General features: G+C 41.3%; 14 protein-coding genes and 1 other annotated feature. Of the genes, 7 read left to right on the top strand and 7 right to left on the bottom strand.

Annotated features, from left to right (window positions below):
• Together hutU and hutH are read right to left on the bottom strand one after the other, a co-directional pair.
• Positions 1 to 1,680, bottom strand: coding sequence for a urocanate hydratase (gene hutU, locus L1611_RS15625; RefSeq protein ID WP_407681738.1), 1,680 nt, complete (start codon positions 1,678 to 1,680; stop codon positions 1 to 3).
• Positions 1,681 to 1,698: 18 nt separating this feature from the next.
• A complete protein-coding gene (gene hutH, locus L1611_RS15620) occupies positions 1,699 to 3,204 on the bottom strand; it encodes a histidine ammonia-lyase (protein ID WP_236314642.1) in 1,506 nt (501 codons plus the stop codon).
• 353 nt (positions 3,205 to 3,557) lie between these two features.
• On the opposite strand from hutH, the gene L1611_RS15615 reads away from it, so the two are divergent.
• A complete protein-coding gene (locus tag L1611_RS15615) occupies positions 3,558 to 4,025 on the top strand; it encodes a hypothetical protein (RefSeq protein WP_236314641.1) in 468 nt (155 codons plus the stop codon).
• A 173-nt stretch (positions 4,026 to 4,198) separates the two neighbouring features.
• Here L1611_RS15615 and L1611_RS15610 read toward each other — a convergent pair whose 3' ends face one another.
• Positions 4,199 to 4,933 (bottom strand): C39 family peptidase, encoded by a 735-nt coding sequence (locus L1611_RS15610; protein WP_236314640.1) that lies wholly within the window; start codon positions 4,931 to 4,933, stop codon positions 4,199 to 4,201.
• 548 nt (positions 4,934 to 5,481) lie between these two features.
• Between L1611_RS15610 and L1611_RS15605 the strand changes: the two genes are divergently transcribed.
• Positions 5,482 to 5,568, top strand: a complete 87-nt coding sequence (locus L1611_RS15605) for a YjcZ family sporulation protein (protein WP_236314729.1) — start codon at positions 5,482 to 5,484, stop codon at positions 5,566 to 5,568.
• Between the two features lie 139 nt (positions 5,569 to 5,707).
• Here L1611_RS15605 and L1611_RS15600 read toward each other — a convergent pair whose 3' ends face one another.
• Positions 5,708 to 6,325 carry a hypothetical protein gene (locus L1611_RS15600; protein WP_236314639.1) on the bottom strand — a complete coding sequence of 206 codons (618 nt, stop codon included), beginning with the start codon at positions 6,323 to 6,325 and terminating at the stop codon, positions 5,708 to 5,710.
• 212 nt (positions 6,326 to 6,537) lie between these two features.
• Here L1611_RS15600 and L1611_RS15595 point away from each other — a divergent pair, with 212 nt between their 5' ends.
• The 3 genes from L1611_RS15595 to L1611_RS15585 all read left to right on the top strand — a co-directional run bounded on the left by L1611_RS15595 (position 6,538) and on the right by L1611_RS15585 (position 10,220).
• On the top strand, positions 6,538 to 7,362 hold the full coding sequence (locus L1611_RS15595) for a CAP domain-containing protein (protein ID WP_236314638.1): 825 nt from the start codon (positions 6,538 to 6,540) through the stop codon (positions 7,360 to 7,362).
• A gap of 96 nt (positions 7,363 to 7,458) precedes the next feature.
• Positions 7,459 to 8,802, top strand: a complete 1,344-nt coding sequence (locus L1611_RS15590; protein ID WP_236314637.1) for a DUF2254 domain-containing protein — start codon at positions 7,459 to 7,461, stop codon at positions 8,800 to 8,802.
• Between the two features lie 86 nt (positions 8,803 to 8,888).
• Positions 8,889 to 10,220, top strand: coding sequence for a DUF2254 domain-containing protein (locus L1611_RS15585; RefSeq protein ID WP_236314636.1), 1,332 nt, complete (start codon positions 8,889 to 8,891; stop codon positions 10,218 to 10,220).
• 36 nt (positions 10,221 to 10,256) lie between these two features.
• On the opposite strand, the gene L1611_RS15580 is transcribed toward L1611_RS15585, so the two are convergent.
• The gene (locus L1611_RS15580; RefSeq protein ID WP_236314635.1) at positions 10,257 to 10,856 is read right to left on the bottom strand and encodes a TlpA family protein disulfide reductase; all 600 of its coding nucleotides are present in this window, start codon (positions 10,854 to 10,856) and stop codon (positions 10,257 to 10,259) included.
• Positions 10,857 to 11,014: 158 nt separating this feature from the next.
• Positions 11,015 to 11,237, top strand: a binding site (T-box leader).
• Positions 11,238 to 11,282: 45 nt separating this feature from the next.
• Here L1611_RS15580 and proS point away from each other — a divergent pair.
• Positions 11,283 to 12,713, top strand: coding sequence for a proline--tRNA ligase (proS, locus tag L1611_RS15575; protein WP_236314634.1), 1,431 nt, complete (start codon positions 11,283 to 11,285; stop codon positions 12,711 to 12,713).
• Positions 12,714 to 12,898: 185 nt separating this feature from the next.
• Here proS and L1611_RS15570 read toward each other — a convergent pair whose 3' ends face one another.
• Both L1611_RS15570 and L1611_RS15565 read right to left on the bottom strand, forming a co-directional pair.
• On the bottom strand, positions 12,899 to 13,057 hold the full coding sequence (locus L1611_RS15570) for a hypothetical protein (RefSeq protein ID WP_221568186.1): 159 nt from the start codon (positions 13,055 to 13,057) through the stop codon (positions 12,899 to 12,901).
• 111 nt (positions 13,058 to 13,168) lie between these two features.
• Positions 13,169 to 14,458 carry a M48 family metallopeptidase gene (locus tag L1611_RS15565; RefSeq protein WP_236314633.1) on the bottom strand — a complete coding sequence of 430 codons (1,290 nt, stop codon included), beginning with the start codon at positions 14,456 to 14,458 and terminating at the stop codon, positions 13,169 to 13,171.
• 730 nt (positions 14,459 to 15,188) lie between these two features.
• Here L1611_RS15565 and L1611_RS15560 point away from each other — a divergent pair.
• A complete protein-coding gene (locus L1611_RS15560) occupies positions 15,189 to 19,976 on the top strand; it encodes a DUF5695 domain-containing protein (RefSeq protein WP_236314632.1) in 4,788 nt (1,595 codons plus the stop codon).
• Positions 19,977 to 20,093 lie beyond the last annotated feature (117 nt).

The following is a 20,093-nucleotide window of genomic DNA, read 5'->3' as shown; positions in this document are numbered from 1 at the left end:
TTATACTTCGCTCCTTCCGCTCACGCCGCTTTTATCCAGCATCGGGATCCGGACACCCTTTTCTCTTGCCGTCTGAATGGCAAGCTCATACCCTGCATCAGCATGCCTGACAACACCCATACCAGGATCAGAGGCAAGCACCCGTTCAAGTCTCTCTGCTGCTTCCTTTGTACCATCCGCAACAATGACCATGCCTGCATGCTGCGAGTAGCCCATTCCGACACCACCGCCATGATGGACAGAAACCCAGCTTGCCCCGTTGACCCCATTGATCAACGCATTCAGAATCGGCCAGTCACTGATGGCATCGCTGCCGTCTTTCATCGCTTCGGTTTCCCTGTTTGGAGAAGCTACTGAGCCACAGTCAAGGTGATCACGGCCAATAACGATCGGTGCGCTCACTTTACCGCTTTCAACCATGTTGTTGATGATTTTACCGAGCTTTGCACGGTCTCCGTACCCTAACCAGCAGATGCGTGACGGCAGCCCTTGGAATGCGACTTTATCCTGAGCCATTCTGATCCATTTGCATAAATGTTCGTCTTGTGCAAATTCCTTCAATATCACTTCGTCGATAGCATAAATGTCTTCAGGATCCCCGGAAAGGGCTGCCCATCGGAATGGTCCTTTACCTTCACAGAACATCGGCCGGATGAATGCTGGGACAAATCCAGGAAAGTCAAAGGCATTTTCGAAACCTTCATCTTTCGCAACTTGGCGAATGTTGTTTCCATAATCAAAAACGATCGCACCCGATTTTTGTAACCCGACCATCGCTTCAACATGTTTACGGATGCTCACCTTCGATTTTTGAATATAGGTTTCCGGTTCTCTCTTCCGTAATTCTTCTCCCTCTTCGAGTGTGAAGCCGACCGGCAAATATCCGTTCAATACATCGTGGGCAGACGTTTGGTCTGTTACAAGATCCGGAATTTCACCACGTTTTACGAATTCTGGTAAAATGTCTGCTGCATTTCCAAGTAGAGCGATTGAAAGCGGCTTTTTCTTCGTCATTGCTTCTTTTGCTAACTTCAAAGCTTCGTCCAGCGTCTCGGCCATCGTATCGCAATACCTCGTTTCGATCCTGCGCTTGATCCGATGCGGATCACATTCGATTGCGATGACGACTCCCTCATTCATCGTGACAGCAAGCGGCTGGGCACCACCCATTCCACCAAGACCTGCAGTAACAGTCAATGTGCCGGCAAGCGTCCCGCCGAAATGTTTTCTAGCAGCTTCCGCAAACGTTTCATAGGTTCCTTGTAAAATCCCTTGCGTTCCGATATAAATCCAGCTTCCCGCTGTCATCTGCCCATACATCATCAATCCTTTCTGCTCCAGATCGCGGAAGGTCTCCCAGTTGGCCCATGCTGGAACAAGGTTCGAATTGGCGATCAATACCCGCGGGGCATTTTCATGGGATTTGAAAATCGCGACCGGCTTTCCGGATTGGACCATCAACGTCTCATCATTTTCGAGGTCTTTCAACGATTCTACGATCGCGTCAAAGCTTTCCCAATTTCGCGCAGCTTTCCCGATTCCCCCGTAAACGACCAGCTCTTCAGGTTTTTCTGCGACTTCCGGATCCAGGTTGTTCATAAGCATACGCAAGGCAGCTTCCTGTACCCATCCCTTCGTGTTCAACGTCGTTCCTCTAGGTGCTTGAATTTTTCTCATCATAATCCCTCCATAATGGATTTATTGTTCGATCAAAATGTCCGACCAATCGGCTTCTTTCAAAACCTGGGACAGCTTTTCAATATCCTTTGCGAAGACACGGTCCCCCGTAATGCTTGAAGCGATCCTTCTTCCACGATCCAGTGCTTTCCGGGTCCGATGTGCCATCAGATCGACTCCTCTGTATTCCACGGCCTGCATAGCACAGAACCACTCGATGGCAAGCACATTCCGGGTGTTCTGGATCACTTGATAAGCATGCCGGGACCCGATCGTTCCCATGCTCACATGGTCTTCCTGGTTAGCTGAAGATGGAATCGAATCGACGCTAGATGGATGTGCCAATGTTTTGTTTTCAGAAACGAGCGAGGCGGCTGAATATTGCAGAATCATAGCACCAGATTCCACTCCAGGGTTGGCAGATAAAAACGCTGGAAGGTCACTCAATTGCGGATTGACCATCCTTTCGACCCGGCGTTCTGAAATGTTCGCCAGTTCGGCGATCGCAATACTCAAGAAATCCATCGCGAACGCAATCGGCTGCCCATGGAAATTACCGCCGGAAATCACCTTGTTGCCAAAATCGAAAATAAGTGGATTATCCGTCGCAGCGTTGATTTCAATCTCGAGCTTTTCTTTCACGTAATTCAACGCCTGCCAGGTCGCGCCATGGACTTGCGGAATACATCTCAAGGAATAAGCATCCTGGACCCTCACCTCCCCTTGGTGGGTCGAAAGCTTGCTTTGCTTAAGATACATTCTGGTCCGCTGGGCAACACCGACTTGCTCGGGATACCCTCTTGCCTGGTGGATCTCCTCATCAAACGCATCCGTTATTCCCCTCAATCCTTCTACTGTCATCGCAGCGATCAGTTCACTTTGATAGGCGAGCTTTTCTGCCTCGAGATAAGCTACTACTCCCATCGCTGTCATCGCTTGGGTGCCGTTGATCAGGGCAAGCCCTTCCTTTGCACTTAATATGAGCGGCGACAAATTTTCACTTTTTAATGCTTCCTCCCCAGCCACCCGATTTCCTTTATAGTAAGCTTCACCTTCGCCAATGAGTACAAGGGCGAGATGCGAAAGAGGAGCTAGATCACCGCTTGCCCCTAAGGAACCTTGCTGCGGAACGATGGGATGGATCCCCCTATTGATACACTCGATCAATAGAGCAATGACTTCTTCCCGAACCCCGGAAAACCCCTTCAATAATGCGTTGGTCCTTAATAACAGCATCGCCCTGCTTACAACTTCAGGGAATGGTTCCCCCACCCCGCACGCATGGCTCCTTATCAGATTGAGCTGCAGTTCTTCTACTTGTGATGGTTCGATCCACACATCACTCATTTTCCCAAATCCAGTCGTAATGCCGTAGACAACTTCATGGTTTGAAACGATCTTTTCAACGGACTTACGGCTAACCTTTACTTTTTCAAGGCTTTCAACCGAGGCTTGAACCGATTCCTTTTCAAATAAAACGTGATAGATTTCTTTTAACGTCAATGTGTTCCCGGTCAGTGTAATCACATTAAATCCCCCTTCCTATTGCACTACCAATTTAGCGAGATAAAATCCACATTAAAAAAGCCGCTGACCCGATATTTCAATCGGTCAACGGCTGTTGGATTTCTATTGAGTTTATTGGAAAATGAAGCCCCCGTAAAAATAAATCTCGCATATTGGTCAACTTCTTTCATAATTTTCGTAATTCTATAATAACATTTTTAGTGTAACCGTTTTTTTATTCATTTGTCAATGACAGCTCAGCACTGGACAAGTTGTTTTTCAATTCTATCAATCTTCCAATCGTGTGTATAAAAAGCATGCAGTGTGGACATTCTGTTAGTACTTAATCGAAAAAAATCGAGGGGGAAATGGGAATGATCGAAACTCAACGCTTGATCGTCCAATGTTCAATGTTACGTCAACCGACTTTACATGAATCTGCAGCCGATTTTTTTGTAGGCTTTGATCTTGAAAATACACCGTACTTATTCTTACCTACTTCACACGGCGTACTCGAAAATCATGAACTCTACGCTGTCCCGGTATTGATGAGAAAGAAAGAAGCATCCTTGTATTTACTCGATGATACGATTTTGGCAGTGGATGTGAATGACATGATTGAATTCCATTGTGATCTCACCTACTACTTCGGGCCTGAATATAACATGTTGAAGAAATATTTGAAGAGTACGGAATACCGCTCTTATGTAATGTGGAGCAACGGGATGAGGCAGGATCAAATCAATGAATTGCTTGATTCATATGCAACTGCAGAATCAGAAGAACTTAAACAGTCAATCCGGGAAAAATTAAGCCGTTATAGTGGACAAGCCACCAGATGAAATTAAAGAAAGGGTACAAACCGACGTTTGTACCTTTTTTTGGTTATTACGCAAGTATAAAATAGATTTATCTCGACAACTTTGACTTTATCCCAACAACTTGAGAATTATCTCAACAACTCAAAAATTATCTTAAAAATGGTGAGAGTGACCTCAAAATGGCCACCCTCATTTCATTTATAACTGATGGCATGGCGTCCCATCTGCTCCCAACCTTTTTGGAATTGGGCTTTTGGAACTTTACGGTTCTTCATGCCAGCAAGTGGATCATTGAAGTAAACGCTTTGGTCATCGTAGCCAGTGATCAAAACGGAATGTTCCTTATAAGTGATCTTCATCTTCCCTTGAGGTGTTTGCCATTCAACCCAATACTTTTCTGGAACATGGGAGAAGAGGGTGTTATTGATGACCCACACTGGTTTTTCATTTTCAACCTGCTGCATGACATCTTCAAAATCTGCCCCAGTGAGATTGACAATTCGACCAGGAAGGTATTGCTCGCCTAATTGAGCGATCGGTTTCGAATAAACCCCTAAGCCCGGCTTGTTGATATCATACATATTTCCGACAAATCCATGATTCGGATCACCGAAATAGGTCACGCCATTTTTTCTCTGATACGGCGTCGGATCTTTTCGGACCGCTTTGGCTAAAGTCATTTTATCGACATTCAATCCGGCATGCCGTAACAGCATTGCAAGGCTGGTGACTTCACATCCTCTTGGTAATTCAGGTAACTGTTTGATTAAAGGAACCTGCAACAGGACCTTTTGTTCTTTTCCGGTTTGAACAGTTTGAATTTCCTTGAATGAGGAAGACCTCTTTTCCGGCTGCTCGGAAATGACAACGGAATTACTGCAGCCTGCAACGAGCATGACACAGACGATCGCAGTAGAAATGTTCCTCATTATCATACCCCATTTTTTTGGGATGTATGATTAGGTTCACCAGCTTATTAAAACGAAAAACTTATGATTTATTGGTAAAACGACCAATCATAAGTTGGAAAATTTTCCGTGTGAATATTTTGCTTGTTTTTGCGAAAAATAAAAACAGCCTTATTTTAGATACCATTATGTAATCTAATCTACACCGATCAGCCCGAGTATGAATGAAAGAATGTATAGCATTGAGTAAGGATTGCGTCTTAGAAGCACATGTCCCACCAATTGAAACCGACCGTCAGTACGATAGTCGAAGATCCTTTTATTGTAGGTCACTGCCGGGTCTCGCTTATCCCGCAGTTTGTTACCGAAGTAACAAAGCTTACGCACTGAAGAAATTATAACCACTAACAACACATACTGAAAATAGCATTTTATTCAAAAAAAGCTTAGTGAAATCGTAAAATTCCATATTTGTCCTAATGCACTTGTCCATACAAAGTGTATCAACGAGCATAATGTATAGTGTGAGGTATCTCTCACTGGAGGCAGTGTTCGAAGGGGGTGTTAGCATGAGTTACTCTTACGGTGCTGGGTTTTCCTTGATCGTAGTATTGTTTATCTTGCTAATAATTGTAGGTACAGCGTTTGTATATTAAACCTTTTTGTACTTCCCCTAATCCTAAATAGTTAATTATAAACGCTTCACTGTAATTACTATTACCCTTCCAATCTTGTACGGAGTGAAAGTCACAACATCCCCCCCTGTTGTGGCTTTTTTTTGAAGCATAAGCTCCATCAAACCTTCGCCTTCACTTCATCCTGGAACCACTTCGGCATTTTTCCATGGCTATTTACATACTCAAGGTCTTCTTGTAATTCCTTAAGCATTAATTTCACATCTTGGCGTACATCAATCGCTTGTAGCTGCAAGGTTTGACGATCTTGTTTGGTCAAATACTCCCTGCAAGCTTCTGTATAGGAAAGGTGTACCTCGTGGATATACTCTTCAATTTCGTACACCTGTTGAACCAGTAACAACATCTCGATACGATAACGGCGAAATTCATCCTTTTGGATTTTCAGATGCTGCTTCGCTGCCAATACTTCACGATCAAATCCTTTTTTCAAGGGTTGCATCCATTCGTTCAAACGCTCCTTCTGTTCTATTGTGAGGTGTGAACTTTCCTCTAACAAATCATCCAGCTCTTCTGTCAGCCCGTGCAGTTCTGAACGAACCGAAGCAAGGTTGTCCTGTTTGGATTGTCCGACTGTATTCTTTTTTTCAAACTCTTTATAGCGTTGAAGGATCTTTTCTTTTTCTTCCTCTAAATCTTCTTGTTCTATTTTTAAGCGTTGTAATTGTTCTTCATACTGCTTCTTTATTTGTTTATACTTCTCTAATTCTGGATACAAAACAGATTCCTCCTTTAATTCCTTATCCTTCATATTATTCGAAAGCAAATTGTGATTTTCGCATATTAAAAGTTTAATAAAAAAGGACTTTAGACAGTATACAAACAGCTTAAGCCTCCTTATCTATTTCCAATTAATTCCTAACCCCCATCAAATAGTTTTATAGCCGAAATGTGTCTATGTAACTATAAAAACCTAGGAGGTAGGAAAAATTGTTCAAAAAAATCCTTATTACTTCTTTACTATCCGCGTCCATTTTCGGGGTAAACGCTGGGATCGGTCACGCTTCTACCGGCCAAGAGCAGCCTCATGTACAAGTATATACGCAAGTAGCTCAGGTCCAAGTCGACCAAAACCAACTTCAAAATTATGTCCAAAACTGCTTGAAGGGTAAAGAACTCGACCCTGCAATCAAAGAAAAAATCCTTGAAGCTCTTAAGAAAGCTCAAAACGAGCAAGGTGAGAAAAAAGAAGCAGCTCCAGCTGAACAGCCAAAAGCTGAACAACCAGCTCCAGAAAAGGAAGCAGCTCCAGCTGAACAGCCAGCTCCAGAAAAGGAAGCAGCGCCAGCACCTGAACAAAAGGCAACTCCACAAGAGCAGCCTAATACAGAACAACAAAAATCTGAACAACCCGCTTCAGAAGGTGAATTCCAACTTACTGCTGATGAGCAGAAGATGGTTGACCTTGTGAACCAAGAACGTCAAAAAGCTGGACTAGCTCCATTGGAAGTTGATCCTGCATTGACGAAGATGGCTCGTGCAAAATCAAAAGATATGATCGACAACAACTATTTCAGCCATAATTCACCAACATACGGGTCTCCATTTGATATGATGAAACAATTCGGTATAACTTATAACACTGCAGGTGAAAATATTGCTGGAAACAGTTCTGTCGAAGGTGCACATACTTCTCTGATGAACTCTGATGGCCACCGCAAAAACATCCTTGGCAGCCAATACACTAAGGTTGGGATCGGAATCGTAGACGGTGGACAATACGGTAAAATGTTCTCTCAAGAATTTACTGGTTAATAAGAAAAGCGAAAACGCCCTGGAAGCATCGCCCAATCGGGTTGGTGCTTCTTCTTTTTGGGTATAAATAGGAATAATGAAAGAACGGTGAAGCAGATGAAATTGAACGATTATTGGCTTAAATTCAGACATAGCTTTTGGTTTTTGCCCATTTTTTATGGAACTTTGGCCCTCGTCATGGCTATTGTGAGCATGTATCTGGAAGAAGCCATCCCTACTAGGAAAATCGCAAATTTTGTGCCAAACGCCCTGATGACTGACGTGAAAATCGGGCAAACCATTTTGAATGCGATTGCGGTTTCTGTATTGACGATGACCACTATCACGTTTTCCTCGATCATGGTTGTCCTGACTACATATTCGTCCCAGTTTTCGCCGCGGACTTTACAGGACTTCATCAGTGATGTCGTCACCCAGCGCGTTTTAGGTGTATTTACTGGTGGATTCGTCTACTCATTGCTCCTATTGCTTTTCTTAAAGGATCTAAGTGATAAGAAGTTATTTCTCGGACCAGGCATTGCAGTTATCTGGGCGATCGTTTGTCTTGGTTTCTTCGTCTTCTTCATCCATCATGTAGCCACATGGACACAGGTAAATAGTTTGATTGATAAAATTACCACCAGAACACAAGAGACGATTCGGAACAGCTTCCATTTAGGAATCGACCAGACGAAGTCAAAGCAGCTTTCAGTAAAAGAAAATATCAACGAGCTCGAGAAAAAAGAAAAAATTACGATCAATGCACCGACTTCGGGCTATTTACAGATGATCAAGCTCGGACCAATTTTGAAAAAAGCGACGGACAACGATCATGTCATCAAAGTAGAAAGAAGAATCGGTGATTATGTCCTGAAAGATACACCTCTATATACCTATCTTGACACCCGTTCTTTAACGAAAGAAGACAAAAACATGTACGAGGAATGCTTTGCGATCGGTCCAGAAAGAAATACGGTACAGGATGTCGAATTCGGCATTCAAAAACTCGTGGAAATAGCTTTGCGTGCTATTTCTCCTGGCATCAATGATCCGCACACAGCGATCAATTGCATCAATCGGATTGGCACGATTTTGGCCGAACTAGGTGGAATCATGTTTCCTCGCCCCTACTATTATGATGCGGATAATAATCTGAGGATAATCCTCGATATACAGTCGTATCGAGAATTGCTTTATAAAGCTTTCTATCAATTACGTCATTACGCGAAAGAAGATGTTTCGGTATGTGCAGCCACGATTTCCGTTTTGCATGGAATTGTTGAACGGAATGATCTTGACCGATCCATCCATAAAATTGTATGGGATTTTGCCGTTTATTTCATCGAGGGGATCGAGACCGATGCATTATTGGAATGGGATAAACAATTCATCAATGAAAAAATCATGCGCCTTGCCAAGATGATCGGACGAGAAAAAGAATATAAGCAGTTGAAACTGTAAGGAAACTGAGCCGAAGGCATGGGCCTTTTTTCATAAAATTCCGTACAGGAGGGAAAATAGGACCAGTGAACAGCGAGGTGTTTTAAATGTATTTGAAGAATTCACTCCATAGGATCCATCAGAGCTTCTGGTATCTTCCTGCTTTCTATAGTTTTATTGCGACGATCCTTGCTTATGTTTCAGTTGAAATTGACTTTTGGATGGATCTTGAGGATTTGCATATGCACTTCCCTTATTTCATGATCACCGATCGCAACACGACTCAGTTAGTTCTAGGTGCATTGGCAACATCAATCCTGACCATGACAGCAATCACGTTTTCATCCATCATGGTGCTGTTATCAACCTATTTATCTCAATACTCCCCACGTACACTCGATAATTTTTTAAGTGACATAGTAACTAGAAGGGTTTTAGGTATATTTATCGGTTCCTTTCTCTATTTTGTACTCGTCCTGGTTTGGATGAATATTTCGGGTCAACGCAGTTTTTTAGTGATTCCCAGTTTAACTGTTTCCCTTTCTGCAATATGTATCGGATTTTTTGTCTATTTCATCCACCATGTCGGAACATGGATCCAGGTCAACAACCTTATCCAGGATATCGCGGATAATTGCCTTTCCATTCTCACCTCCCATAGAGTGGATCGCTCGAATTTGGATACTTCTGCTGCGTCTCCCTGGGCTAGTTGGGAAAATGAAGAATATCAGTTAAAAGAATGCCGAAAAGTTGCATCCAAAATGTCGGGCTATCTTCAATACATTGATTTAGACAGGATCCTGCAGCTTGCAACACGCGATGATTTGATCATACAATTTGAAAAGAACATTGGTAATTATGTTGATGAAGGAACAGTCCTCTTTTCTTATTGGTCTTTGGATGATCATGCTTTTGAAATAGACGATTATTTGCAAAATATCCGTGTCGGAACTCAAAGAACGACAGAACAGGATATCGAATATGGGATTCAGAAATTGACAGAGATTGCGTTACGGGCCATATCGCCAGCCGTAAATGACCCTTACACAGCAATCACCTGTATTCAGAGGCTAGGTAAAATTTTGTCGCGATTGGCGCAAACATCCTTGGAGGAACCATATATTTATGACAGGGATAAGAACCTGCGGATCATTCTCAACACAGGTGTGTTTTCACAGGTTCTATACAAAAGTTTTTATCAGATACGCCACTATGGAAAACAGGATGTTTCCGTCATTGGCGCCATCTTTGAAGCGTTGATGTTGATTGCCGAAAAAAGCACCCCTTCAATAAAGGATGAGGTATGGAAATTTGCAAAAGCGATCGTAGAAGGGATCGATCGTACAGCACTCATCCATCTTGACTTCCAGTATTTGAACGATAAACTCGATGAATTAGCACGATTCACCGGACACCAGAAGGAAAAGCCACTGCTTTGAACTTACTATTAGGCTGGTGTCAAGGATAAAGTCTATTCATCTAGATAACTGCTGCTCCAATTGATCGAGATTCACCGGCCCCATGATTTTGTTTTTGACGATGCCATCTGGAGCGATGATGTAGGTGGTCGGGATCACAATGATCTGGTAGTCCTGACCGACCGTCCCTTCTTTATCGAGCGGAACCTCAAAGGGAATTTCGAACTCCTTTGAGAACATTGCGACTTGTTCAAGGTTTTCTTCCTCCGAACTGAGATTGACTGCAAGGATGACGACATCCTCTTTCTCGTGCAGATGATGAAAGTTGATCAATTCAGGGATTTCTTTTTTACAGTACGTACACCACGTTGTCCAGAAATTGAGGATGACTGTCTTTCCGCGATAGTCAGATAAAGAGACTTTTTCCCCTTCAAGGTTTTCCAATGTGAAATCAGGTGCTTTTTTTCCGATCTCCGCAATAGTTGACCGTACATTGACAGCTTCTACCGATTTACCCGCGCTATATAACGATGGGGCGGCTTTCATGCTATCGACGGTCAACTTCGACTGCTCGGCTGTACTTGGTATTCTCCAAGAAAGGAATCCAAGAAATATGACCAAGCCTGCGATAATGATAAATTGTATTCGACGTTGCATTTTTCTCACCTCGACAAATGACCTTACTATACTATAAGTAGGAATAAGCAAAAAAATGAACAAGCAATTGATATTCTTATATTTTTTTGAAATTGTGGCAATCCTGTATATTAATTCTTGACAATTACAGCCAAGCGGATTATATTACTCTCAAACAACCTGAAACAATGACGGGGATCAGTAAAATGAATCGTGTCTTTTCTAGAGAGGAAACCATATGCTGAAAGGTTTCCATTGACCGGCGTTTGAACCTGCCTTTGAGTTCTGTATCGAAATCGACTAAGATACAGCGGATCGCTATCCGTTATCAATATCGAGTGTATATGGCACGAATGATTGCTGTATGAAATAGGGTGGTACCGCCAAGTCTTGGTCCCTTCTGGGGTCAGGGCTTTTTATTATGGAAAAAAACAAGAGGTGATCAAAATGGGTAAAGGATTTGTCCAAGATGTTACCGCAATGGAAGAGGACTTTGCACAGTGGTATACAGATGTCGTCAAGAAAGCTGACCTGATCGACTATTCGAGTGTACGGGGGTCCATGATCATTCGTCCCTATGGGTATGCGTTATGGGAAAATATCAAATCAGAGCTTGACCGTATGATTAAAGAAACAGGACATGAAAACATATATATGCCATTGTTCATTCCTGAAAGTCTCCTTAATAAAGAGAAGGATCATATCGAAGGATTTGCCCCTGAAGTGGCATGGGTCACCCATGGTGGAGAGGAGGAATTGACTGAACGCCTTTGTGTCAGACCGACCTCTGAGATTCTATTTTGTGAGCATTACAAAAACATCATCCATTCCTATCGTGACCTGCCGAAGCTTTATAACCAGTGGGCGAATGTCGTCCGTTGGGAGAAAACGACACGGCCTTTCTTGCGTACTTTGGAGTTTTTATGGCAAGAAGGTCATACGTGTCATGCAACGGCTGAGGATGCGCAGGAGGAAACGACTAGAATGCTGGATGTGTACGCAGAGCTATGTGAAGACATCTTGGCCATCCCTGTTTTAAAAGGGAAAAAGACGGAGAAAGAAAAGTTCGCTGGTGCTGAATTCACTTACACGATCGAAAGCCTCATGCATGACGGCAAGGCACTCCAATCAGGTACATCGCATTACCTTGGAGATGGGTTTGCGAAGGCATTCGGCATCCAATACTCCGATCAAAACGGTGTACTTCAGCATGTCCATCAAACATCCTGGGGACTTACAACACGTGTGATCGGGGCAATGATCATGGTCCATGGTGATGACCGCGGGCTTGTGGTTCCGCCAAAAGTAGCACCAATCCAAGTGATGGTTGTGCCGATCGCCCAGCATAAAGAAGGCGTGCTTGATTTCGCTTATGAATTGAAAAAGCACCTTTCCAGGGCTGCCCGTGTAGATATTGATGCCAGTGATAAAAAACCGGGTTGGAAGTTCAATGAATATGAGATGAAAGGCATACCAATCCGCCTGGAAGTCGGACCAAAGGATATTGAAAAAGAGCAGGTCGTACTAGTGCGGCGGGATACCGGGGAAAAGCAGTTCGTTCCTCTGAAGGATCTGGATGTCACGATTGAAGACCTGCTTGCAGATATTCAAAGGAACCTGTTTGAAAAAGCCAAGGAACTGCGGTCTCATAAAACATCAATTGCAGTGACATTCGATGAGTTCAAATCCGTACTCACGGAAAAACCTGGATTTATCAAGGCGATGTGGTGTGGCGATACATCCTGTGAGGAGAAAATCAAAGAGGAAACCGGGGCAACATCCCGCTGCATCCCATTCGAGCAGGAAAAATTATCAGATACCTGCATCTGTTGTGAGAAAGAAGCAAAGAACATGGTGTACTGGGCAAAAGCGTATTGATTAGCTGCTAGAGTGAGAATCACCGTAATAAATTGGATTTGCACTGATAAAATCCGGATTCGCTCCGATAAATTTCAAATTTGCTTCGATAGAATCCGGATTTGCACCGAAATATCTTGAAACCGCACCGATAAATACAAAGACAAAAAAGGCACCCGTACAGGTGTGCCTTTACCTTTGTTTCTTTAAAACATCGGTAAAATATAATTAATGAGAAAGTACAAGATTCCGAAAAAGATGATAAGGTATGCAGCGTATTTGATGAAGGTTGACGCTACCATACTGGAATCCTTTTTCTTCTCTACTTTCCTTTCACGTACATCCAGATCATCATGACGGTCCATGGGATCACTCCTCTCAACATTTTGACTCAATCGCAATTTGTCAATTCAAGTTGTTATGGAGTGTATTCCCTTCTTCATTTCATTAAAAACATGACAGGATATGGACAGTCTTCACTCTTTTTCTTTTTCAGCTTCACTATTGATCGGATCCGTCCGTTCCCATTGATCAAGGTAGGTAATCCGCTCAAGCATTGTCGGATGTCCGTATAAGAAAAGCTTAACGAGGAATGGCGGGTGGACTTCACTCAGACCGGACACAGCTAACTGTTGAAATGAGCCTACTGCTGCTTCCGGATCTTGGGTCATCTCGATCGCATATTGATCTGCTGAGCGCTCGGCTTGTCTTGATATCGCATTTTCAACAGGGCTAGCGGCAAATGATAACAACGAAAAGATAAGCAATAGTGCTGGTAGCGCTGCAATATCTGTCGGCTTTTTAACACCCCATCGTTCTCCCCATCTTTTGATCATAGCTGCGTATAACTTTGCCCCGATCCATAATCCCAAGAAGCTTGCAACAATCGATCCGACCAGATTCCAAACGAGGTGATGTTTTACGAAATGACCCATCTCATGAGCCATGACGAAAAGCACTTCTTTATCGCTTAGATTTTTAAGCGTTGTATCCCAGAGGACGATCCTCAAGTTGGACCCGATTCCGTTGACATAAGCATTCAATGCATTCGTTTTTTCAGACATGTTCACTTCATAGACCCGGTCCGCAGGAATGTCTGCCTTATCAGCCAGTGCAAGGATCTTCTCCTCAAGCATCTTGTCTTCCAAACGGTAGAAATCATTATATAATGGGTCGATCCAAATCGGTTGGATAAAGTAGATGAACAATGTGAACGGGATCGACAACAGCCAGCCATAAAACCACCAACGCCTTTCAGACTTTTTCATAAGCCAGTAAAGCACCTGCACGATCACGAACAAGAAAAGTGTATTGATCCAGAAAGAAATGATGTTATCCTTCATCCAACTGGTAAACGGCTGTACGGAAATATTATAATCCAGTGAAACGGTGTAACTGTAATAGTCGATTGGAAAGCTTAAGATAAAAGCAATCAACGATAGAAGCACCACATAAACCGCATTATGAATGACTGAGAATCTTGTTATTTCCATGGCCCGATTACGGAACCATTTGGATAATCCGATACCTAGCACAACAAGATAGATCATCCACTCAAACGGTACTGAAAGGAAATAGAGCCATTGTTTGATACGCGAAAAATCATGGCTTAATTCCAGTTGACGCTCACTCATGAACACAGATGGATCTGCTTCCGTTCCTTGATATTGAACCGGAATGGACGTATCTGCCCCTATGAATAAATACCACGATATGAGTGTGGCATACAAGATGAAACCTGCAGCAATCCAGATTGTCTTTTTCATTCCTCCACCCTCCCTAAGTCTGTCCCTTATTAGTGTAATAGATGTTGTCCCAGTTTAGAACTCTTAAAGAGCGAGTTTGACTTGTAATTCGTGTAAAACGAGAAAAACGTTTACCAGAGTACAAACCAACCATAAACTTGTCAATATGTTAAAAGGAATAACGAAAGGTTGTATTATTTTAAAGTCTTTAGTTTCCGAATTATATACAAGTGTACCTAATTCAAAAAGAATCATTGAGCTCCCTTGCTGATCCCGTTTACTCACGAATGTCCGTTCCAATTTCCACTTTACACTTTTTTGAAAAAGCGAGCGATGACTAAGGGGCAATACTGTCGTTAAGTTGTTAGAAACTATGAAATTTACTGTAGAAAGGTAATTTTCAGAAAAATCCAAAAAATATATTGATAAACGAAAACATTACATCTATAATTTAAAAGTGTTGTATTTGTACGTATAAGTATTTCGTTTGGAAAACATTGTTATTAAAGTGACTTATTATTTTCCTGTCACTTATATGATTTCGTCTAACTAAAAAATTATTTGACAAAAATATATGGACTTATTAATTAATCATATAGATAAAGTACATATTCTTCGTTTTATTTTATCGGCTCAAAATGGGATATCATCATGTTTTTCGGAAATTGAAATTCAAAAAAGAGTTCCTTTGGTTTTTGCAACTCCTTTCTGTGAAGTCAAGTAAATATAATTATAGGGGGAATGTATCCAAATGAAATCAAGAAGATATGCTAGTAGATCACGTTCATTTAAATCAAAAAGTAGTAGATTATTAGTGTGTTTCATCGCATTTTTATTTGCATTTCTACCATTTTTGGACAACCTGCCATATGTAATTGCAGAAAGTAATTTGACACTCCAGAATAATAATTACCGTGTAGAAATTGGCGACCACGGAGAAATTTTTTCATTAAAATTACCAAATGATTCATATGATACAGAATACTTTATGAATAGTGATAATTCGAAGTTTCTCAATCCATCTGAGCTAGATCTTTGGGCTGGACAAGTCATGTTTGCGTATCGTTTTGGTGAGAGTGAATCCTGGCAGGAAGCATGGACTAGCTTGTCAGAAGATATTAGGATAATTGAACAAAATGATAACGTTATCACTGTAACATATGATGGTGAATCTTCTAATAAAAAGGGAATACGAGGATTTAAGGTAGTAGAGAAATTTGAATTATTAGAGGATTATGTACATTGGACAATTGAAATTACCAATACAAGTGATAGAAGAATTGAAATTGGAGATTTGGGATTACCATTGCCATTCTATGAGCAGTGGGTTACTGCGCAAGGATTAACACGCACGTATGAAGAGAGAGTATTGACAAAATCATTTATTGGAAACAACAGTTCATTTCTATCTATAGGTCGACCAAATGGTAGTGGTGATTCTCTAATGTTAATCCCAGACAGTGCAACTGGTGCAGGTTTCGAATACCAAGACCGTTGGAAATACCAAGATCACCAAAATGGTCCTGAAAATCTTTGGGCAAACAATGATAGCCGCTGGATAAAAGGACTAAATGTTTACTACATTCATTCCAATCATATTAAAAAGACAAATAAAGGCTATCTTGGGAATACAAGCTTATTCTTAGAACCTGAAGAAAGTAAAACATATGGATTTAAATTTGTTCGGGTATCCGGTGAACAAGATCTAAAGGATAAGCTATACCATCACGGGCTAATAGATGTAACCGTTATTCCAAGCATGACTGTCCCAACCGATGCAGAAGCGCAGTTTGCTCTGAGAACTTCTAAAGAGATAACTTCTGTTACAAGTGAGTTTCCTGACGAAACCACGTTGGAATTTATAACAGAAAAAGCTGGCGATTATCATATTTACAAAGCTTCTTTCAATAAACTGGGACCAAATGATATTACCGTAAACTATGGAAATGGTGAAAAAGTTGTCTTGCAATTTTATGTAATCGAACCGATTGCTGATGCTTTACAAAGACATTCTACCTTTATGGTTGAGAAAACCCAACATGATGCTCCTGGTGAAGTCTATGATAAAGTGTTTGACGACTGGATGATGCATACTCAATCCAAAAAAGGAACGTTCAACGGTTACTGGGGATGGGGTGATGACTGGGGATATACAAAAGGACAATTCCTAGCTGAAAAGAACGTACAAACGCCAGTCAAAGAAGAGATTATTGCAGTTGATCAGTATCTTGATGTCGCTATTTGGAACACATTGATGAAAGAACATCAGGAGGATTACTTAATACATGACTTTTTAATGCCTGAGCCTAATACGACGCCTGAATATCGCGGCTATGCCTACCCACATATTTATAATACGTATTTCAGTATGTATAAGGTCTCTTCCTTATATCCAGACCTTGTGGATTATATAGAGGAACCAGAGACATATTTATTGAGGGCGTACAATATATTCAAAACGATGTATGAAGGACCAGTTGCCTATAACTGGAATACAGGTGTTATGGGGGAGTTAACGACTCCAGAGATTATCCAAGCTCTTGAAGATGAAGGCTTCTATAATGAAGCAAGCGATATAAAAGGAAAAATGGCAAGAAAATTTGAATATCTCAGTGATCAGAAATATCCTTACGGTTCAGAATATAATTATGATAATACTGGTGAAGAAGCAGTTTACATGCTAGCTAAGATGTTCGGTGATACAAGCATTATGGAGCAAATTAATCAAAAAACCCGCTTTGCTCGTGGATGGATGCCTGCTTGGTATTATTACTCCATTCCTGTAACGATTACTGGTGAGAACTGGTGGAACGGTCAGTATACTGCTTCATTGGCTGGTTATACAATGGATGACTGGACTCGAAATCATTCTGAACAACCTGAAATTGCACAACGACTGAATTGGGCAGGTAAAATTGCGAATGTAAGTCATATTAACTCTGGTCAGATTGATCGTAACCCAGAAAATATTGGCGCTGTGTCCTGGTCATATCAATCCGAACTAGGAAACCACAATGCACTTGGACACGGTGGCGGACCTTTATTAAACGGATGGAGATCTATGAGTGGAGAGGCTGACCTTGGATTATGGGGAGCTATTAAATTATTAAGTGTAGATATATCTAATGACCCATTATTTGGATTAGTCGCCTATGGTGGTACTGTGACAGAGGAATCAGGAAACTATGTTGTGGTTCCAAAAGATGGCGTATCTCAACGACTAAATCTTATAACTGAGAAATTTAACATGGAACTTCAAAGGGATAAATTTTCCGAAGCTACTATATCTCCAAACAAGGATTATTTAAAATTCACACTTAGGAATGTAACACAAGGATCAAAACATAATACTGAAGTATCTCTTTCTGGCTTAAAAAGTGGAAGTTATGATGTCATCGTAGATGGTGAAGTTGCTGATCGAATCAATACTTTCACTAGTAAAACAACTTTTACAGTTCCAGTGGGTAAAAAAGAAACGTATGAGGTTGAATTGGTAGAAGAAGTACCTTATGCAAATGAAGCACCAAATGTAAAAATTGAAAAAGTTAGTGAAGTTACCCTTCCAGATTCTTTCCAACTAGTTGGAAAAATAACGGATGATGGTCTTCCGAACAATTCTTTAGAACCAACTTGGAAATTATTGAGAGGTCCAGCTGATGCAACTGTTGAATTCAGCAACAATAATGAATTAGTAACAAATGTGGTTGTTAATAAACCAGGAGAATATGTATTTAAATTAACTGTAAGTGATGGAGAATATTCAGAGTCACCTGCCGTTTTAGTAAAAGTTAATCCTGCACCACCAGTACCTGAAATGGTAACTCATTATGAATTCAATGAGAATGAAGGAGAAACAGTGTCAGATTCTTCAGATAATGGTATGAATGCAGTAGCAAAAGGTGCGTTTGAGTGGCAACGAGGATTATTCGGCAATTCTATAAAACTAAATGGCGGTTATGACCATGTCAAACTACCAGAAGGCGTAGTAAAAGGTGTAGATGATATTACGATTGCTACCTGGATTAAGGCAAGTGATACAATGCAGACCCAAAGTATTTTTGATTTCGGAAATGACCCCGATAACAATATGTTACTTTCTCTGCGAGCAGGGGGCAATTCACTACGTTTCACAATTAATTCTGAAGGCGATGGCCAACGTATAGATGCTTCAACCCCAGTTCCTACGGAGCAGTGGAAGCATATAGCAATAACTCTCACTGGGGACTCTGGTATCCTTTATGTAGATGGTAAAGAAGTGGGAAGAAATGAGGAAATGACTTTTGATCCTTCTGACCTTGGCAATACTTTATCTAATTATATTGGACGTTCCAAGTATGGAGAAGCGTATAAAGGGGAATTGGATAATTTTGTTGTCTACAGTAGAGCTCTGAATGAAGAAGAAGTTAGGGATATTTCTACTCTGCCGTTAGATGACTTAGTATCAATTGATGAAGTAGATGTTACAACGTCTATTGAGGAAGCACCTAAACTTCCTGATACAGTAACAGGTAAATATGATGATGGATATGAAATAAAATTACCAGTAACTTGGGATGCTGTTAGTCCAGATCAATATGCAGATGAAGGTTCATTTATTGTCGAAGGTACTATAGAAGGAACGGAATTGAAGGCAAAAGCTGACGTAACGGTTATTTTAGATGTTAAGCCTTTTCCTGACCTAGTTTCTCGATATATCTTTGATAATGTGGATGGAACAACTATTCCAGATTCCTCTGGTAAAAATCATCATGGTACGATTGTAGGAAATTTAGTTCAGGAAGAGAACGGTTACAAAGGTGGATCACTTACCTTTAGTGGAAATGGAAATTATGTTGATATGGGACAAAGCGAAAAGTTAATTCCATCAAATATCACTGTGTCGTATTGGATCAAGCGTACCGAGGAATTTAGTAGTGAAAATATGTTAATGTGGTTCAAGCCTGAAGGTAACTGGGCAGGTAATGGTTTCTTTATTACGTATAATGGAGATTCGAGCATTGTAGTGGTAGATGGAACATCATCATTCTTTGTTCGAGAACATCCTAATCAATTTCTACCGTTAAACGAGTGGACAAATGTAGTTGTTACCTTTAACTCTGAGACGGATGAAGCAGCTATTTATAAAAATGGGGTGAAACAGGATTTGGGGTATGGCGGTAAACCCGACTCTGTTACTACGAACTCACATGTGAAAAAAATAGGTGTTTCTGGATATGGAAATGGTGCTCAAATACATGCATCTCTTGATGATTTCCGTATTTACAATGGAGCGATGACAGAAAAACAAGTCAAAGCTTTACATGAAGGAAAAGATATTGTCAGTGTAAGTCCTGTAGAAGTGACAACTAACGCTGGAACTGCTCCGGAACTACCGATGAAGGTATCGGTCATTTATGAAAATGAAACAGAAGGAACTGCTTTTGTTGAATGGGATGAGATAGATCCTTCACAATATGAACAACCAGGTGAATTTACGGTAACTGGTAGAGTAGATGGAACGACTTTGGAGGCGACAGCAAAAGTAATCGTCGAAGAGTAATAAGTTCTGTTGAGGTCACGTCATAGCTGCATAGGACTTTTATTAAACTGTCTATTTTCAAGGGTATAGTTCATAAGATAAGCGTTCCCTCTATCCCGGTATCCTAAAAAAGGGGTT

Source organism: Pseudalkalibacillus salsuginis, assembly GCF_021646685.1.
Classification (GTDB): domain Bacteria; phylum Bacillota; class Bacilli; order Bacillales; family Fictibacillaceae; genus Pseudalkalibacillus; species Pseudalkalibacillus salsuginis.
The sequence above is the reverse complement of the archived record's forward strand: the minus strand, read 5'-3'. Positions and strand labels throughout refer to the sequence as shown.

Bases quoted from the DNA above. Each gene is read 5' to 3' on its own strand.
- L1611_RS15585 (WP_236314636.1), top strand. From the start codon at position 8,889: ATGTATTTGAAGAATTCACTCCATAGGATCCATCAGAGCTTCTGGTAT.
- L1611_RS15570 (WP_221568186.1), bottom strand. From the start codon at position 13,057: ATGGACCGTCATGATGATCTGGATGTACGTGAAAGGAAAGTAGAGAAG.
- hutU (WP_407681738.1), bottom strand. From the start codon at position 1,680: ATGATGAGAAAAATTCAAGCACCTAGAGGAACGACGTTGAACACGAAG.
- L1611_RS15605 (WP_236314729.1), top strand. From the start codon at position 5,482: ATGAGTTACTCTTACGGTGCTGGGTTTTCCTTGATCGTAGTATTGTTT.
- L1611_RS15560 (WP_236314632.1), top strand. From the start codon at position 15,189: ATGAAATCAAGAAGATATGCTAGTAGATCACGTTCATTTAAATCAAAA.
- L1611_RS15565 (WP_236314633.1), bottom strand. From the start codon at position 14,458: ATGAAAAAGACAATCTGGATTGCTGCAGGTTTCATCTTGTATGCCACA.
- L1611_RS15615 (WP_236314641.1), top strand. From the start codon at position 3,558: ATGATCGAAACTCAACGCTTGATCGTCCAATGTTCAATGTTACGTCAA.
- L1611_RS15610 (WP_236314640.1), bottom strand. From the start codon at position 4,933: ATGAGGAACATTTCTACTGCGATCGTCTGTGTCATGCTCGTTGCAGGC.
- L1611_RS15590 (WP_236314637.1), top strand. From the start codon at position 7,459: ATGAAATTGAACGATTATTGGCTTAAATTCAGACATAGCTTTTGGTTT.
- L1611_RS15580 (WP_236314635.1), bottom strand. From the start codon at position 10,856: ATGCAACGTCGAATACAATTTATCATTATCGCAGGCTTGGTCATATTT.
- proS (WP_236314634.1), top strand. From the start codon at position 11,283: ATGGGTAAAGGATTTGTCCAAGATGTTACCGCAATGGAAGAGGACTTT.